Raw genomic sequence first — 17,100 nt, forward strand, 5'->3', positions numbered from 1 at the left:
TCAGTACTGAGGTTTTAGGGATTACCCCAAGTGCGCCCGGATTTGCCGAGATCCAGGTAGCTCCCAGGCCCGTGGATCTTTCCTGGGCAAAAGGGGTATATCCCACCCCTCACGGGAATGTAGAAATTGACTGGTATCGGCGGGACGATCGCCTCGAGGTCTCGCTAACAACACCACAGCGAGCCCGGTTTGTGCTTCCCGAAGGCTGGGAGAGGCTCGAGGTGGATGGTGTGCTGGTTGGTGATGGTAGCGCTGTGCTGGAGCCGGGTAGCTACCAGATCGCGGCCCAGCACCATCAGAGGAAGAGGCCCTAGGAGGACAAAAAAATGGTTTCTATGGATAGGATAGGCTGTTCAACCATCACTTTTCGCATGCTGCCGCTCGAGGAGGCGCTGGGTCAGATCGCCCAGCGGGGCCTTTCAACTATGGATCTGGGCGTTATTAGCCGATTCTGCCCGCATATTGATCCGCTAACCATTTCCGATGTAGAGCTGGGTCAACTGGCTCAGAAATTGCAGGGGTTGGGGCTGCGGGTCTCGAGCCTCAATGCCTGGTCTTTGACTCATCTAAACGATGCCGATGGCCTCGAGACCGAGCTGCCGTTTTTGCGCGCCAGTATACGGGCCGCCTCGAGGCTAGGAGCCAGGGTGCTTTCCGTTCAACCCGGACGTAAGGTAGCGGAAGGATACTGGCCCGAGGCTGCAGACCAGGTGGCCCAGGTACTGCAGACGCTGGGTCGGGAGGCTCAGGAGCTGGGTCTGCAGCTGGCAATAGAGGCCCCCCACAAAGGTACTCTTGCCGAGCGATTTGAGGATGCCTGCCGCATGATTGAGATGCTGGACCCCAGCCTGGTGGGTGTGGTGCTGGACAGCAGCCACGTTCTGAACGCCGGCGCGACCATCGAACTGGCCCTCAAGCGCTATGGCCCCCGGGTATGCCACGTACACCTGCGGGACTTTCGCCAGGGAAGTATCCTGGTGACTCCCGGAGATGGTGAGGTGGACTTCCATGAGCTATTTACTGGTCTGGCACGGCTGGGCTACCGGGGCGAGTTCAACCTGGAGCTGGAGTACCAGGGATATGGCGCCGAGCAGGTCGCCACCGAACTGAGCCGGGCGCTTGATTATCTCCGGAAGGAGCCATCTCATGGGCAGTAAGAAAGTTCGCGTCGGGTTTATTGGCGCTGGCCGACATGCGACCCGCATCCTGTATCCCTCGCTGCGACTGACCGACCTCGAGCTAATCGCAGTGGCTTCACTGGTCGAGGAGGAAGCGGAGCGAAACGCTGCGTGGTTTGGCGCAAAACGGTATTACCGGAACCACCAGGAACTCATCGAAAGAGAGCGCGAACTGGACGCGATCCTGGTCGCGGTTCCGCCGCCAGCCTACCGTGAGGTGCTTTCTACTGTTTTAGAGGCAGGCTTGCCGGTTTGGAGTGAGAAACCCGCAGCAAGCTCTGCGCAGGAAGCAGCCGGGCTGGAGAAGCTTTCCGAAAGCAAAGGGCTGCCCATATGCGTGGGGTACATGAAACGTTTTGCCCCCGCCTATGAACTGGCTAAGCGGGCAGTTGAAGACCCGAGTTTTGGCACCCCAACCTTTTTCAATGGCAAGTTTGCCATGGGCGGAGGGATATACCCCGATGAATACACTTTTCTGGTGGATAACTCCGTACATATGGCCGATCTGGCGCTGTACTTCATGGGTGAGGCGGTAAGCGTGCAGTCGGTAAGAACCGAATTTGCTGGTGGAAGAGTTGCTTATGCGGTTCTGTTGAAGTTTGCCAGTGGTGCCATTGGCTCCCTTCACCTTTCCACCATGCAGTCCTGGCGGGCCCACAATGAGCGGATTGAGGTGACGGGCCGAGGATGTGCGGTAGTCGTTGACAATGTAGTTCACTTCCAGCGATTTGCTCCCGAGGGCCCAGGCGCGTTCTGGGAGCCCAACTTTACCGTGCCCACCGACGCCAACCAGACGCTGATGTTGACGGGCTATGCCTACCAGCTGCAGCATTTCGCCGAGGTAGTCCGCGATAAGGTGACCCCACGGGTAACCATTCGAGATTCCAGAAAAGCCCTAGACCTCATAGATCGCATTTATGTGGCTGCTGGAGGAACCCTGGGCTCCGATCAAAGGGCTCGAGCTTGGTAGCCTGTAGTGCTTAGCCCGACCTTACCTCTTCAAGGGCAGAATTGACAGGATAGACTGATGCAGATTTTCCGAGTTGTGATGCAGACCAGCCCAGACCAGTCGCTGGCGGTGATTCCAGTGCGGTGGGTTTTTCACTTGGAGTGAGGCATGGCTCGCCGGGTTGCGGTTTTCGACGTGGGCAAGACCAGCCTCAAGTTCAGTCTGCAGGGGGGTGGTGGCGAGGTGCTCTTCAGCCAGACTGCGCCCAACAAAGTGATTCAGGGGCCGCCCTATCCCCACTTCGACACCGAGGAGATGTTTTTCTGGTTGAAGACCCAGCTCCAATCGGTTGCCTCCGATCCGCCCGAGGCCATCATCACCGTCGCCCACGGTGCGGCCGGTGCGCTGGTGCGCGGGGATGGCCTGGCGCTACCGATTCTCGACTACGAGTATTCCGGCCCCGCTACCTGTCCCTATCCCAGACCCCCTTTTTCCGAGACGGCCTCGCCGCAGCTACCGGGTGGGCTCAATGTCGGGCGGCAGCTATTCTGGCAGGCCCAGACCTTTCCCGACGAGTTCGCCAGGGCCGATGCCTATCTGATGTACCCCCAGTTTTGGGCTTTCCTCCTGTGCGGTGTCAGGGCTACCGAAGTGACCTCGCTGGGGGTACATACCGACCTGTGGAATCCAACCCTGAAAGACTTTTCCTCGCTGGTAATCCAGCAGGGTTGGCGCAGCCTGTTCCCGCCCCTGCAGCCTGCCTGGGCCAGGCTGGGCCATTTGCGGCCAGAAATTGCCCAGGAAGTCGGATTTAGCCAGCCCTGTGCGGTGCTATGCGGGGTGCACGATAGCAATGCCTCGCTGGTGCCCTATTTGAGCAGTGAAAGCCCGAGTGTGGTCTCGTCGGGAACCTGGGTTATCAGCATGGTGGGGAACGGGGCTCTGGATCGGCTCGATCAAGCCCGAGACCTGCTGGCCGGTGTGAATGTGCTGGGCCAGCCGGTACCCACGGCCCGGTACATGGGCGGGCGCGAATTTGAGGCCCTTCTGGATGGATCGCTCCCCGATAGGGCAGAGGTCTCGTGGATTGAAGAGATCATTACCCAGGACATACTCGCTGTTCCTGGCTTCAGCCACCAGGGCGGGGCTTTCCGCCAACACCGGGGCTACTTTGTTCCCGAACGACCGGGCTCGGTTGAACTTCGCTTTGCCCTGGCCTCGCTCTACTCCGCGCTGATGATTGACCTTCAACTGGACTGGCTGGGCTCGAGCCAGAGCATTTTTCTGGAAGGCAGCTTCTGCAAAAACCCCTTTATTCCAGGGCTGCTGGCCGCGCTCCGCCCAACCCAAACTGTTCGGGTGGCCGAGGAGTCCTCGGGCACCACCCAGGGTGCGTTTTTACTGGCCAACTGGGGAGTAGAACACCCCACCCCCGGTAAGGCCGTACCGCCGATCAACTGCTCGAGTTTGGCCGAGTACAGGCGGCACTGGCGGGAGAGAACCGAGGAAGTTCTATGAGACTAGCGCCTGGTGTTTTGCGCAATCAGCAGCCTGGTTCCCTGCTGAGCGAGCCACTTTTTGGTGGCTGTGTCGGGCTCCGCATCGGTAATGTGGATCTCGACGCTCTGGGGCTGAACGATAGTCGTGAAGGCCAGCACGCCGAACCTGGTGTGATCCACCAGCACCACCGCGCTCTTGGCCGACCCGATCAGGCGGGTCTTGACCTCGGCTCCGACCAGGCTGGCGTCGGTGAAGCCACCCTTCGGAAAGTTGCTTTGTGACTCATTCCAGTGTTAGAAAAGGTCAGGAGACGCTATGGTAAAAGACCGACTATTAGCCAGTCTATGGGATGACGCAAAGGCCGCCGTAATGAGCGAGCCGGAGCTGCTGCGCTACCGCTCCAATCTACTGGGCTCCGACAAGCGAACCACCAACTACGGAGGTGGGAATACCTCGGCCAAAGTAGGTATGAAAGACCCATTGAGTGGGGAAGAGGTCGAGGTGCTCTGGGTCAAGGGCAGCGGCGGCGATCTCGGTAGCATTGGGCTGGATGGCTTCGCCACCCTGTATATGGACAAACTGGAAGGGCTCAAGCGCCTGTACCGCGGCCTTGCCCATGAAGACGAAATGTTGGATTACCTGCCACACTGCACGTTTAATCTGAACCCCCGGCCGGCCTCTATTGACACCCCCCTGCACGCCTACATCCCCTACCGCCACGTGGATCACGTCCACTCCGATGCGATCATTGCTATCGCGGCCAGCAAGGACGGGGAGCGCCTGACCAGGGAGATCTTCGACGGCCGGATTGGCTGGCTGCCCTGGCAGCGGCCCGGGTTTGATCTGGGCTTGAAGATTACCGAGCAGTCCAGAAACCCCAACTACAGGGGTGTTATCCTGGGCGGGCACGGGCTCTTCACCTGGGGTAACACCGCCAGGGAGTGCTACGAGACCACGCTGCAGGTCATCAACCAGTGTATGCAGTGGCTGGCCGCACACAATACAAAACCCCCATTTGGCGGGGCAGCCGTGGCCGCCCTTTCGCCTGAGCAGCGCCGGGAAATTGCTGCGAGGTTGATGCCCTTGATTCGAGGGAAGATCGGCAAGGACGAGGCCAAAGTCGGTCACTTTGACGACTCTGCGGTGGTACTGGAGTTTGTCAATTCCACAGACCTGGGCCGGCTCGCTCCGCTGGGCACAAGCTGCCCCGACCACTTTTTACGTACGAAGATTGCGCCTCTGGTTCTAGATTTCAACCCTGCTGCCGACCCTGTTGAAACCTTGACCGCACAACTCGAGGCCAAGCTCAGCGCCTACCGGGAGATGTACACGGCCTACTACCAGCGCTGCAAGCGCCCCGATAGCCCCTCGATGCGCGACCCAAATGCCGTGGTCTACCTGATTCCGGGTGTGGGGATGCTGACTTTTGCTAAAGATAAGTCCACCGCGCGAATTGCCGGGGAATACTACATCAACGCTATCCACGTGATGCGCGAAGCCGAGGGCGTCAGCGAATACGTGGGTCTGGATGAGCAGGAAGCCTTCAACATCGAGTACTGGCTTTTGGAGGAGGCCAAGCTCCAGCGGATGCCCAGGCCCAGGCCGCTGGCGGGCAGGGTTGCGCTGGTCACAGGGGGTGCGGGAGGGATTGGACACGCGACCGCTGGACGCTTGCTGGCGGAGGGTGCCTGTGTGATGCTCGCTGACATTGACCAGGACAACCTTAACGCTGCTCAGGTCGAGTTGAGCAAGAAGTTTGGCCACGACCAGGTGCGCTCGCTCAAAGCCGACATGACCATCGAGGCCGAAGTCATTGCCTCGGTAAGGGCCGCTACCCTGGAATTCGGCGGACTGGATATCCTGGTCTCCAACGCAGGCATCGCCACTTCCGCGCCCATCGAGGAAACCACCCTGGAAATTTGGAACCGCAGCATGGATATTCTTTCGACCGGATACTTCCTGGTCAGCCGCGAAGTGGTGAAGGTTTTGAAGGCCCAGAACCTGGGGGGCTCCATTGTGTTTGTGGCTTCCAAGAATGGCCTGGCGGCCTCGCCCAATGCGGCGGCCTACTGCACCGCCAAGGCCGCCGAGATTCACCTGGCCAGGGTTCTGGCCCTCGAGCTTGCCCCCGACGGCATCCGGGTTAACGTAGTTAACCCCGACGCCGTGCTGCGCGGCTCCAGAATCTGGACGGGCAAGTGGAGCGAGGATCGGGCTGCCGCCTACAAGATTTCGGTGGACGAACTCGAGGAGCACTACCGCCAGCGCAGCCTGCTCAAGCGCAGCGTCTACCCCGAGGACGTGGCCGAGGCCATCTACTTCCTGGCCTCGGACAGGGCCGCCAAATCCACCGGCAACATTCTCAATGTGGATGCCGGCCACGCGGCTGCCTTCACCCGCTGAAGGGGGTAGTAGAGACAAAACCACCGGAGACGCACGTTGCTGGCAAAGCGCTTTATTGCGCGGGCGGGCTATCCACCAGGGTAACTGGGGTACAGAATGAGGATGATTGACCCGGAACTGATTGCACAGGACAACCTTCAGGCTGGGCCCGGCCTCGAGGCCGACTACGCTCACCTGGCCGCCCAGCTCGGTCGCAGGGGCACCCAGATTGAACAGATAACCGAAGCGGTGGGGAGGCTGCGGGTCGGCCTGCCCTCCTGGGCGGTCGGGACAGGCGGCACCCGCTTTGGCCGTTTCCCTGGCCCCGGCGAACCGCGCCACATCCTCGAGAAGCTGGAGGATGTGGCCGTGATCCACCAGCTGACCGGCGGCAACCCCAGCATCTCCACCCACTACCCCTGGGATGCCTGGCCCGACTACCGCGAAGTTGCAGAAAAGGCCGCCGGACTGGGCCTGGACTTCGACGCGGTAAACTCCAACACCTTCCAGGATCAACCGGGACAGGCCCTCAGCTACAAGTTCGGCAGCCTCAGCCACACCGACCCGGCGGTGCGACAGCAGGCCATCGAGCACAACCTCGAGTGCATCCGGATCGGCCAGGAGCTGGGCTCCCGGGCCCTTACGGTCTGGATCGCCGACGGCTCCAACTACCCCGGCCAGTCGCACTTTGCCCGGGCGTTTGCGCGTTACCTCGAGAGTCTCAAGCAGATCGCCGCAGGGCTGCCCGCAGGCTGGCAGCTCTTCATCGAACACAAGTTTTTCGAGCCGGCGTTCTACTCCACCGTACTGGCCGACTGGGGCAGCAGCTATATCGCCGCCAGGGAGGTGGGCGAGCCGTGCAGGTGCCTGGTGGATCTGGGCCACCACGCGCCCAGTGTTAACGTGGAGCAGATCGTCTCGCGCCTGATCCAGTTTGGCAAGCTGGGCGGCTTCCACTTCAACGACTCCAAATACGGTGACGACGACCTCGAGACCGGCTCGCTCAACCCCTACCAGCTTTTCCTGGTGTTTTGCGAGCTGGCCGAGGCCGGGGCCGAGCGCTTCGCCTACATGATTGACCAGTCCCACAACATCACCGACCCCCTCGAGAGCCTCATCTTCAGCACCGCTCAGATTCAGCGGGCCTACGCCCAGGCCCTGCTGGTGGATCGTGCCGCGCTGGCCGAGGCCCAGGAAAACAACGACGCCCTGCTGGCGACGCAAATCCTCAAGGCCGCCTACCAGACCGACGTGGGGCCAATTCTGGCCACGGCCCGTCAGCGCTCTGGTGGAGCCATCCAGCCCATCCCGACCTACCGGGCCAGCGGCTACCGCCAGCAGGTGGCCCAGGCCCGCCCCAGAGACCAGCGGGCGGGCGGCGGGACTGGGTAAAGGCTTTGCTGGACAGCTGCAATTTTCCACGGTTTGTAGCGGTTCGGGTGGCCTGGTTTGGCCAGAATGGCGATCCGGGGCAATTTGCTACACTAAGACCCTGTGCGGCCCCGGAATCCCTCCGGTAGGCCCAGAGGTCTAAATGAAAACCAACATCATCACCTACGGCTGTCAGATGAACGAGTACGATACCCACCTCGTGCGGAGCGAGCTGGTCTCGCTGGGCGCAGCGTTTGTGGACACCTGGCAGGAGGCCGATTTTGTGCTGGTCAATACCTGCGCGGTGCGGGGCAAGCCGGTCGAAAAGGTGCGCTCGCTACTGGGCGAGTTGCGCAAAGAAAAAACAAAACGCAGCCTGCTGGTGGGCATGATGGGCTGCCTGGCCCAGCTCGAGGAGGGCCAGCAGATTGCCCGCAAGTTCGAGGTAGACGTGCTCCTGGGCCCGGGGGCCCTGACCGAGATCGGCAAGGCCATCGAATCGAAAAACAAGTTCTGGGACCTGAGCTTCCGCGAGGAACTCACCCACCACCTGCCACCCGCGCCCCAGGGTGCGTTGTCGGCCTTTGTCAGCATCATCCGGGGCTGCAACCACCACTGCACCTACTGCATTGTGCCCGCCACCCGGGGGCCGGAGGTCTCGCGCCACCCCGACCTGATTCTCCGGGAGGTTGAGCAGCTCAAGGCTGCGGGGGTGCTCGAGGTCACCCTGCTGGGCCAGAACGTCAACTCCTACGGCAACGACCAGCCCGGTTTTCCCAGGTTTGGCGAGCTACTTAGGCTGGTGGGCCAGACCGGCATCCCCCGCATCAAATTCACCACCAGCCACCCGGTCAACTTCACCGACGAGATCATCGCCGCCATCGCCGAGACCCCGCAGGTCTGCCAGTACATCCACCTGCCGGTGCAGTCGGGCTCCAACCGGGTCTTGCGCCGCATGGCCCGTGAGTACCGCCGCGAATGGTATCTGGACCGCATCCGGGCCATCCGCCAGGCCATGCCCGGGGTGGTGCTCTCCACCGATATCATGGTGGGCTTTCCCGGCGAGAGTGAAGAGGACTTCCAGCAGACCCTCTCGCTCTACGACGAAGTCCAGTACGACAGCGCCTACATGTTCATCTACTCTGCGCGTCCCGGTACACCCAGCTATCAGCACTTCCAGGATCTGCCCCGCGAGGTCAAGGTGGAACGCCTGCAACGCCTGATCGAGCGGCAGAAGGAGTGGAGCTACCAGAAAAACCAGACCTGGGTGGGCCGAACCGTAGAAGTCCTGGTGCGCGGCAGTGCCAAAGACGACGGCTACGCCGAGGGCCACACCCGCGCCAACCACCCCACCCTGATCCCCGCTGCCCAGGCCCCCCGACCGGGCCTGTACCCGGTGGTGGTCAAGCAGGCCACCCCGCACATGCTGTTTGGCGAGGTGGTGGGGGCACAGGCACCGGCTACCATTCCGCTGGTGATGGCTTGAGGCCTGGTCTCGGTGCATAGCCGAACAGCGGCCCGCAACCGCGTTCGTCTAATGGTCGTGGCAGCCCCTGGTTCGGCAGCAGGGCTTTCCAGCGCCGCTGCCGATACCGATAGAACACCTGAGCGAACAGCCAGATGCCGGGCGTGAGCCAGCCGGCCTGAATCTCAATTTCATCGGTGTAGCTCACCGCGCCCGGCGCGACCTCCCGAAAGGAGAGGGTGTGGTTCCACACCCGGGCCAGCCGCCCGCTCTCCTGGCTGACCGTGGCCTTCGCCGCTTTGTCAATCCTCACCCACCGAACCCTGTGCCGACCCAGGGGGACATCCTTCAGGAAGTACCACTTAAACGTATATGCAGACCCCACCTGCCAGTCGCGGGCAAGTCCGCCTTAAACTGCAGCGACCTCGGCTCGAGGATGCTCTGCCAGAGCCCAACCTCGAGGCCCCGGCCTGTTAGCAGACCCCCCAGACCTTACGGCTGCTCATCCATGCTCAAGATGGGGCGAATGTCGGTAACGGTATAGGCGAAAAGACCGCTTTCCATGAAGAGTTCCTGGATGACATGGGCATTCGGAGCATCAAGCACCATGTAATTCACATGCGCCGGTGGATCTGCCCACCGTCCCACGATCCCAACCCCGCGCTGCTTCATAAACTCTTCCATCGAGGTTAGACATGGGTGTACGGACTCGTTGCCTTCGCGCCCCGGACAGGATTCTGGACTGTGTCGCGTGATCACCATATGCAGCATGATGCCCCTTCCTCTCGCTTGCCGGTTGGTTACTCAACAATAGCAAAAATGCAGTCTGAGGGTCGGACGTCATGCACTGATCCAAGCGACCGTCCGTACACCACCGTTTGAATCAGATCGGGCCGCTTTCTGTCTCGAGGTGCCCCCTATACCGCTATACAGTCCGGCGTATCTCCCAAGACCATTCCAGTAACTGCATGGGGGCGCTATCCGAGAAACTCGGCCAGAATTCGATTAAACTTCTCCGCGCCCTCAACGAACATAAAGTGCTTGCCCCCCTCGTGCTCTTCAAAAATCTCCAGCCGGGATCCGGGGATGTGTTCATGGATCCAGACCTGGGACTTCCACGGCACCAGGCTTCCTCTTCCGCCGACAATGAGGGTCGGGAGGGTAATGCGGGGGATGAGATCGCGCCAGTCCTGCGTCGCGTGGTTGTAGAGGAGGGTGGCGGCATGGATCCGTGGGAGCCGCAGATTCCGTTCGATCATCCAGGCCTTTTCCTCACTGGACATCGCGCTGCTGACCATCCCGCCAACAAAACTCCGGGTGGTCTCCAGACCGTCTGGCCCGGCCAGGGCATTGCACATCCCGTACAGGGCCTCCGCTGTGAAGACAGCCCCAGACGCCTCCAATTCCGCCTGTGACCAGGCCGGGTTGGCGGTAATGAATGGCATCTGATCTACCAGAATGAGCCTGGCGAGCCGCTCGGCACCGAACAGATCCCAGTAGCTCCAGATCACCGAGCACCCCATAGAGTGTCCGAGCAGCGCGACCTCGCGGAGATCGAGGGCGACCAGCACATCGTGCAGATCCTTGGCGAGCCGGGCGATTCGGTATCCGTAGGCTGGCTTGTCCGATTCTCCATGCCCGCGCATATCCAGGGCGATGAGCCGGTACCGATCCTGTAACCCTGCGATTTGATGCTTAAACTGTGCCGCAGTCTGAGACCAGCCGGGTATCATTACCAAAGTCTTTCCAGATCCCGCTTCCAGGTAGTGCAGCCGGACGCCGTCACTGGTCGCGATGTGGCCCGATTTTCCTGTATTCTCGGTCATGAAAGGTACCCTCCCCTAAACTTTTTTCATCAGTTTACCAGAGGTCGAACGCTCCGGATCTGCGGCGGTGTACCTGCTGAACCGACCGTTCGCGGACACAGCCGCTTTCAACTTGAGCAGGGGCCTTGCTGGTCTCGAGACTTTCGGCTACACCGGGTGTCTCATGTTCGAAGGGTGGATCCATCCGGCCACGCGCAGATGCAAACACGGTTGCCCGCGCGGTCGGCAAGGGTCCAGTGCGCTGGCGCCTGCGACTCGTCAACGATACGGCCGCCCGCCGCGACCGCTGCCTCGAGCCGTGCCTTAACCTGCTCATACGCGACAGACACATCGATGTGCATGGCGTGGCGCAGTGGCTTGGCCGGGTCGAGTTCCTGCATCCAGACCGTTGATCCGTGCCCCAGGGGATCCACGGCATTGTCGCCGGCCATCGGGGTGTAACCGAGCACGGCGCGCCAGAAGCCAACATCAATCTCATCGCGCTTGGCCGCGATGGCGATTTGCACTTCCTGGGCAGCCGCACGATCGCGGAGCGCACCGTGTTCCCGTGCAACTGCCGAGATGGCCCGTGCGAGCCCTACGTGCTGTGGCTCGAGGCTCCAGAGGTCGCGGCTCAGCCGGACGGTCAGGCGGGTATCTGCCAGCGTTAGCAGCACCCCCGAACCCCCAACCCCCGGAGCTTTCGCAACCGCCTCGGCCAGGCGCGCCGCCTCGCTCAGCGACCCAACCCGAAAGACCGCCGTTGCGCCGCCGTGCAGCACCACCCAGTCCTCCACGCCCTCTGCGGCTAAGAACCCATGCCAACCCTGCTCGCTCATCTCAGTCCTCCCGGTCAAGCGGCGACAGGCCGCACATCATCGCCGTGCGCTCCAGGTTCAAACCGCTCACGCCTGCCGTTCTGGGTCGGCTTTAGCGAGGGTTGGGCGCAGCGGCTGCACTACCCATACCGCCGCTTCACCTCCGCTACCGAGCCGATGACCAGTTGCTCGAGGACCGACCTGTCGAGATCGGCCAGCTGCTTGAAGTACAGGCAAACCTTGCCCATGCGGTGCTTGCCAAGCCGGGACAACAAGGCTTTCTGCTGGTCTCCCTCGGTAACGACGTACACCACCAGCTCCCGGCCACGGATGGCGAAGCCGACCAGGGGAGCCTCCCCCGTGTGCCCGCTCGGGTAGGTGTACCGGTAGACACCAAAGCCGACGATGCTGGGACCCCACATCGTCGCAGGCTGCTGGGTAACCTTCTGCAGCAAAGCCATCAGTTCCTGACAGTCAGCACGCTGCCGCTCACTGGCTCTCGAGGCCAGGTACTCCTCGACGCTAGCGCCGGTGGGTTGGGTCTTGTTGTCGGCCATGGTTACTCTCCTGGTTCGCCCGGTCTGCACCGCCTAACGCGGGTGTTGGGCCGCTGCCCCTTCCTCACCCCGGCATCAACGCCAGATAGGCCCCCACCGGATCCTGGACCACCGCGTACAGGTAATTCCCATCCGCTCCCGGCATCGCCTTGATGACCCTGCCCCCTTCCTCCGGTACGCGGCGGAGGCTTTCGGCCAGGTCGCCCACCGGCAGGTAGAGGGTCCAGACGGGCGGCAGACCCAGGTTCACCCCGCGCGCATGGCAGACTCCCGCTGCGGGGGTTCCGTCTTCGCCAAGCATCTGGTAGTCGGCGTAGCGCTCGCCACTGTCCTCCATCGCGACGTCTTGCACCGACCACCCCACGACCCGCCGATAGAAGTCCCGGATTGCGGCGGCATCGGAGACGGTCAGGTCGAGCCAGGCGATGCGACCCACCGGAGCTGCCGCGTCGGGTGATGCCGCGCCATCGCTGGGGGGGATCGCCTCGGCAGGAACCACCGGGATGATTCCGAAGGCGGCCCCCTTCGGATCGAGCAGCACCGCCCACTGGCTCTTTCCCTGGCCGTCTTTGCTATGCATGAGCTCGCTCCCCCCCAGATCGAGCGCAAGCTGCACGCTGACCGCCACATCGGCGACCTGGATGTGCGGCATCCACTGGAGCGGAAGATGGGCATACTCCGCACTGCGTGCGCCCAGGCCGATGATGGGCATGCCCAGGTTGTTCAGCAGATCCTCGCGCCAAAGCGGACTCTTGCCCGTGCTGAGCACACGCGAGTAGAAGCGCACCTCCCGCTCGTGTTCGGGAACGGCGATGTCCGCGCTGAAGACGGCTCCGATGCGTGGGACAAGGGGTTGGTTCATGTCTGCTCCTGGATTTGGATTATAGCGTTTGTTGATTACCAGCTTCGCGACCGCGTTCAGTCGAGCCACCTAACGGTGCGCATCAGCCGCTTCTCGGTTTAAGGATAGCAAAAGCAGGGCGCTTGATCGCAATGGTTGGGCGAAGCCTTAAAGTCGGTTGCCAACGCTTGTTAGACGCCGCCTCGGTTGATTCATACGTCGGCGTGCGTTTGTGTCAGATGTAGCGCAGTTGATTGCGCATCTCTTCCGCCGAAACCCGATTGAGCATCACCAGTAAGCGACGGGCGAGCTCGTATGGATCACGGCGCACCGCAATGATGATACCCCAGTGCGGTTGTCCAGATGAGAAGTAGGTCTGAGCCAGTGCTTCAAAGTCCGCCCGGTTGTGGGCCTGCCCTGAGCCTTCGGGCCGAGGCCCCTCAGGCCGAGGGCTTGTCGAATGGGTCATGAACGTTTTCTGCCGACTGGCTGCATAGGCCAGTTGAGCGGCGTCATCAGCCCCTAGCTGACTGGCATCTCGGGTGGTCACTACCGTGAAGCCTCGAGCACGCACAAGATCAGCCAAGAGCACATCAACATCCTCATCAAGATAGAGCTCTACGAAGAGTCGACTCATTTAGGTTGAAAGAGTGGGTCAATCAAGTTGTCTGGAATCCGGTTTCGCTCAATGGCGGCATTGATCTCCTCCTGATGGTCGCTGTAGTAGCTGAGTGCAGCAAAGACTTGAGCAAGCGTCAGGTGCGGTAAACGACTGGGAATACTCTCCGGTGTAACCCCCTGCCGCCAGAGTTCGACAATCGCCCGTACCGGCGTCCTGGTGCCGCCGATAATCGGTTCGCCACTCAGAATGCGGTCGTCGGTAACGATATAGCGATACGCGGTGAGCTGTGCCATAACATCATCCTCGACATACACTCGTGACCTAATGTATGTTCCAGCCCAATTGTACTCCAATTGTAAGGGGCCAGCCCGGTAGCTGCCACCCGCCGTAGGTTGGATAACCTGCGCGATGCCTGGCTTCCAGAGTTAGCACCTACAGCTGACGCGTCAGGTTCATCCGGTTTGCTTTCCGCATGAAGGGCAGCAACACCCACATCAAGGGGCGGGTGGCATGACCGGACCACCGCAGGGTGAGAAGAGTCAGACGCAATCTAGCGCCGTAAACGACGTGTCCACCGTCGCAGACAACCCGTTGCCTCGAACTCGGGAGACGTATCGCTTGCCCGGATCCCCGATCAACAGTGTGTCCTCCAGGACGTAGCGACGGCCACTCTCCAGATAATGAAGCAGGCCGACCGCGCCAACTTCGCCAGGCTTACCGGCAATCACTTCGAAGCGCTCCAGACCCGAGTTCCAGAGCGGAGCCTTCGCGGGATCAAGGATCACGCGGACTACCGTCTCCGGTGGGCGTTCAATCCTGCAACTAAGCTCGACTGCGGTCTTCACACAGACCTCACTCCCGGTCGGCCTAACGGTGCGCATCAGCCGCTTCTCGGTTTAAGGATAGCAAAAGCAGGGCGCTTGATCGCAGAAGATACAGAATTTTCGGGCGAAGCCTAAAAGTCGGCTGCCATCGCTTGTTATATCGTATGTTCTTCGTTGGCTGAGCTTCTCCTCTCCTGCCTCTCAGGCGCTACCCCCTCCGTTGGCAATCTGCCTTGCGATATAGGCAGCGTCTGCGCCTACCCCACCAAGCAGGGTTGAACTTAGTGCCGTCTGGAATGGCAGGCCGACGAAGTACAGACCTGGTGCCCCCTGGACGATCCCGCGCCGGTGCCGGGGGTAGCCATCTTCGGCAAACACCGGCAGGTCGATCCATTTGAAGTCCGGGCGGAAACCGGTTGCCCAAATGACCGCTTCGGCTGGCAGGCTGCGCCCGTCTTCCACTTTTGGTTTACCGGATAGAACGCCGGATACCCGCGGCGTGCTTTCAATGCCCGCGTCAACGACCTCCTGGCGGCTGGCACGGATTAGCGGGGCGCCGTGATGGAGCGCTTTCGACCTCATCTTCCGTCCGATGGGGGTATTTACACTCAACACCCGGCTGATGAACCACCAGTACGGCCGGCCTCCCAGGATTCTGCCGACTTTATCCGCGGGGATTCTTCCCACATCTCTCCCCGCCAGCCAGACACGCTTCCCGGCTCGGGCAAGCTCCAGGCCGATTTCAGCCCCGGAGTTTCCCGCCCCCGCCACCAGTACATTCTGGATCGGGATCTGTCTAGGGTTGCGGTAGGCGCTGGAGTGTACCTGCAAGATCGCCGGGTCGAGTTCCTGGGCGAGGGCAGGTGTATAGGGCTTCTGGTAAGCACCGGTGGCGACGATCATATTCTTGGCACGGAGATCGCCCGCGCCGGTCGATATCCGATACTCCCGGTCGTTGCGGGTCAGCGCCTCGACTTTCACCCTGTGCTGTACTGGAAGGTTGAACCGCCGGACATATGCCTCCAGGTAATCCGCGACTTCGTCCTTGGTAGGGTAGTAGTAGTCGGGTCCTGGAAACGGCATTCCCGGCAGACCGTTGTACTTGCTCGGCGTGAACAACCGCAGGCTATCCCAGCGGCAGCGCCAGGCCTCGCCGGTGCGCGGGTTTTCGTCCAAGATAGTGAAGCTATCGCCCTGTTGGGCGAGGAAGTAGCCAGCGGCCAGACCTGCCTGCCCGCCACCCACAATTACGGTATTAAAGGTTTCGACTGTTGACATTCCGGCATCACTCCTCTACAATGTACTGACACTTTATTGACTAGAGTTATACTACATTACACAACTCCTGTCAATATGCAGAGGGGATGTATGAAGTCCACCTTACGTCAGCGTCAAGCTCAGGCCACCGCTAGCATGATCGTCACGGCGGCCAAAGATCTGTTTCTGGAACGCGGGTATTCTGGTACAACCATCGAAGCCATTGCCGAGCGAGCGGGTGTCGCGGTCAGCACTGTATACGCGGTCTTCGGCTCGAAACGCGGCATCCTGCGCGCCATCCGCACTGCCTGGCACGAGCGTTCGCATATCCGAGACGTAACGGTCGGCGGCCTGGGAGGATCCCAACCCGAGGAGCGGCTGGAACAGCTGGCCCAGTCCACCCGTCGGCAGTGGGAGACCGGCGCGGAGGTGATCGCCATCTACCAAGGAGCAGCAGCGGCCGATCCGGAGGCCGCCGCCGAACTCAGTCAGGCGTTGGAGGGCCGTCGAAAAGCGATGGAGACCTTCGCTTTTAGCCTGGAACCTCACCTGCGCCCCGGATTGGATGTCGCTCGCGCTGCCGCGATCCTCCAGGCGCTGTGTATGGCAGAGGTGTACCACGAGCTGGTTCGGCGCTCGGGCTGGTCGGCAGAAGACTACCAGGCCTGGCTGGCGCAGGTGCTGAAGTGCGAGCTGCTCCGCCCCGAGTCGCGGGGTGAGTAGAGGTGGAACGACGCGCAGGCATTCGCCCAATCATTATTATCCCCAAAACGTTGCAGCTAGTTTGGGAAATTTGAACAGCATACGAAGCGGAGACTGAAACCGAGGCGGGCTAACGACTCGGCGTCAGCGGCTGGCGAGCTGAGCTGAGCGAGAGGCGAAACCAGTCCACGGTACGCTGTGTTGGGTGGCGCCCCAGGTTGGCGTTGCAGGGGCTAACCGTGTAGGCCGCCAACCGGCTTCGAAGTAGGGTCTCATTCGACCGCAAGTGGCGGCCCCACCAGTTCCATCCCATGAGCGCGCCAGAGTTCAGGGTTCTGGGGCGGCATCGCATTTGCTTTGGTTACTTCACGGAAAAAGGCTTCCATTTTCCCAGCGGGCATAAAGGCAATCAGGATTCGGCCCTCGGCGTTGCCGGTATGGGCCCAGACATGCGGAATCTTACGTGGCGCGAGCACGGAGTCGCCTGCTTGGAGCGTAAAGCGCTCCGGCCCGATTTCAACGACGAACTCGCCTTCGACTGCATAAAACCATTCATCCTGGTCGTAATGTAAATGGCGGGCCGGGCCGCCTTTGGCATGAAAGCTGTTTTCCAGTATCAGAAGGCCGTTTTGGTCGGATGGCACGACTTTGAATTGAATAACACTCACGCCTAGGCCACGATGTTCCCCGAATCGATCTTCGCCCGCTTTGACCCGCCACACCGATGATGGATCAGCCGATTGGGAAGTACGATTGTTCATGACTTGCTTTCCTCCTTTATTGTCGATTGACTGAGGGATTCGTAGAAGTGCGTTGCAGCAGTAAAATC

The 17,100-nt window shown here is 61.1% G+C and carries 20 protein-coding genes; 8 read left to right on the plus strand and 12 right to left on the minus strand.

Annotated elements, in window-relative coordinates; all coding sequences use genetic code 11:
• From Q0288_RS16485 to Q0288_RS16500, 4 genes are all read left to right on the plus strand, one after another.
• Positions 1–314 (plus strand): alpha-L-rhamnosidase C-terminal domain-containing protein (locus tag Q0288_RS16485; protein ID WP_299432938.1); only part of this gene is annotated, 314 nt, incomplete at its 5' end.
• 21 nt (positions 315–335) lie between these two features.
• Positions 336–1,157: a sugar phosphate isomerase/epimerase gene (locus Q0288_RS16490; protein WP_299432941.1), complete on the plus strand. Its 822-nt coding sequence runs from the start codon at positions 336–338 to the stop codon at positions 1,155–1,157.
• Positions 1,147–2,148 carry a Gfo/Idh/MocA family oxidoreductase gene (locus tag Q0288_RS16495; RefSeq protein ID WP_299432943.1) on the plus strand — a complete coding sequence of 334 codons (1,002 nt, stop codon included), beginning with the start codon at positions 1,147–1,149 and terminating at the stop codon, positions 2,146–2,148. The genes Q0288_RS16490 and Q0288_RS16495 overlap by 11 nt, the downstream gene beginning before the upstream one ends.
• Positions 2,149–2,295: 147 nt before the next feature.
• Complete coding sequence (locus Q0288_RS16500; RefSeq protein WP_299432946.1) at positions 2,296–3,645, plus strand: hypothetical protein; 1,350 nt, start codon at positions 2,296–2,298, stop codon at positions 3,643–3,645.
• 2 nt (positions 3,646–3,647) lie between these two features.
• Here Q0288_RS16500 and Q0288_RS16505 read toward each other — a convergent pair whose 3' ends face one another.
• A complete protein-coding gene (locus Q0288_RS16505; protein ID WP_299432949.1) occupies positions 3,648–3,806 on the minus strand; it encodes a hypothetical protein in 159 nt (52 codons plus the stop codon).
• A 136-nt stretch (positions 3,807–3,942) separates the two neighbouring features.
• Between Q0288_RS16505 and Q0288_RS16510 the strand changes: the two genes are divergently transcribed.
• The 3 genes from Q0288_RS16510 to miaB all read left to right on the plus strand — a co-directional run bounded on the left by Q0288_RS16510 (position 3,943) and on the right by miaB (position 8,866).
• Positions 3,943–6,030, plus strand: a complete 2,088-nt coding sequence (locus tag Q0288_RS16510; RefSeq protein ID WP_299432952.1) for a bifunctional rhamnulose-1-phosphate aldolase/short-chain dehydrogenase — start codon at positions 3,943–3,945, stop codon at positions 6,028–6,030.
• Between the two features lie 102 nt (positions 6,031–6,132).
• Positions 6,133–7,401, plus strand: coding sequence for an L-rhamnose isomerase (locus Q0288_RS16515; protein WP_299432955.1), 1,269 nt, complete (start codon positions 6,133–6,135; stop codon positions 7,399–7,401).
• 142 nt (positions 7,402–7,543) lie between these two features.
• On the plus strand, positions 7,544–8,866 hold the full coding sequence (gene miaB, locus Q0288_RS16520) for a tRNA (N6-isopentenyl adenosine(37)-C2)-methylthiotransferase MiaB (RefSeq protein ID WP_299432958.1): 1,323 nt from the start codon (positions 7,544–7,546) through the stop codon (positions 8,864–8,866).
• On the opposite strand, the gene Q0288_RS16525 is transcribed toward miaB, so the two are convergent.
• The 10 genes from Q0288_RS16525 to Q0288_RS16570 form a co-directional block, all read right to left on the minus strand.
• The gene (locus Q0288_RS16525; RefSeq protein WP_299432961.1) at positions 8,841–9,158 is read right to left on the minus strand and encodes a hypothetical protein; all 318 of its coding nucleotides are present in this window, start codon (positions 9,156–9,158) and stop codon (positions 8,841–8,843) included. The genes miaB and Q0288_RS16525 overlap by 26 nt on opposite strands.
• A gap of 179 nt (positions 9,159–9,337) precedes the next feature.
• A complete protein-coding gene (locus Q0288_RS18105) occupies positions 9,338–9,616 on the minus strand; it encodes a DUF3303 family protein (RefSeq protein ID WP_366914800.1) in 279 nt (92 codons plus the stop codon).
• Positions 9,617–9,822: 206 nt separating this feature from the next.
• Positions 9,823–10,671, minus strand: coding sequence for an alpha/beta hydrolase (locus tag Q0288_RS16535; protein ID WP_299432965.1), 849 nt, complete (start codon positions 10,669–10,671; stop codon positions 9,823–9,825).
• A 161-nt stretch (positions 10,672–10,832) separates the two neighbouring features.
• On the minus strand, positions 10,833–11,489 hold the full coding sequence (locus Q0288_RS16540) for a VOC family protein (RefSeq protein ID WP_299432968.1): 657 nt from the start codon (positions 11,487–11,489) through the stop codon (positions 10,833–10,835).
• A 119-nt stretch (positions 11,490–11,608) separates the two neighbouring features.
• Entirely contained in the window at positions 11,609–12,025 is a 417-nt protein-coding gene (locus Q0288_RS16545) for a DUF1801 domain-containing protein (RefSeq protein WP_299432971.1), read from the minus strand.
• Between the two features lie 64 nt (positions 12,026–12,089).
• The gene (locus tag Q0288_RS16550) at positions 12,090–12,887 is read right to left on the minus strand and encodes a VOC family protein (RefSeq protein WP_299432974.1); all 798 of its coding nucleotides are present in this window, start codon (positions 12,885–12,887) and stop codon (positions 12,090–12,092) included.
• 214 nt (positions 12,888–13,101) lie between these two features.
• Positions 13,102–13,503, minus strand: coding sequence for a DUF5615 family PIN-like protein (locus Q0288_RS16555; RefSeq protein WP_299432977.1), 402 nt, complete (start codon positions 13,501–13,503; stop codon positions 13,102–13,104).
• On the minus strand, positions 13,500–13,781 hold the full coding sequence (locus Q0288_RS16560) for a DUF433 domain-containing protein (protein ID WP_299432980.1): 282 nt from the start codon (positions 13,779–13,781) through the stop codon (positions 13,500–13,502). Before Q0288_RS16560 ends, Q0288_RS16555 begins: the two co-directional genes overlap by 4 nt.
• Before the next feature lie 246 nt (positions 13,782–14,027).
• The gene (locus Q0288_RS16565) at positions 14,028–14,333 is read right to left on the minus strand and encodes an SRPBCC family protein (protein ID WP_299432983.1); all 306 of its coding nucleotides are present in this window, start codon (positions 14,331–14,333) and stop codon (positions 14,028–14,030) included.
• A gap of 180 nt (positions 14,334–14,513) precedes the next feature.
• Positions 14,514–15,590: an NAD(P)-binding domain-containing protein gene (locus tag Q0288_RS16570; RefSeq protein ID WP_299432986.1), complete on the minus strand. Its 1,077-nt coding sequence runs from the start codon at positions 15,588–15,590 to the stop codon at positions 14,514–14,516.
• A gap of 90 nt (positions 15,591–15,680) precedes the next feature.
• Between Q0288_RS16570 and Q0288_RS16575 the strand changes: the two genes are divergently transcribed.
• Positions 15,681–16,292, plus strand: a complete 612-nt coding sequence (locus Q0288_RS16575) for a TetR/AcrR family transcriptional regulator (RefSeq protein WP_299432989.1) — start codon at positions 15,681–15,683, stop codon at positions 16,290–16,292.
• A 251-nt stretch (positions 16,293–16,543) separates the two neighbouring features.
• On the opposite strand, the gene Q0288_RS16580 is transcribed toward Q0288_RS16575, so the two are convergent.
• On the minus strand, positions 16,544–17,100 hold a 557-nt coding region (locus tag Q0288_RS16580), incomplete at its 5' end, for a cupin domain-containing protein (protein WP_299432992.1).

It is taken from the genome of uncultured Meiothermus sp. (assembly GCF_937863175.1).
Classification (GTDB): Bacteria; Deinococcota; Deinococci; order Deinococcales; family Thermaceae; genus Meiothermus.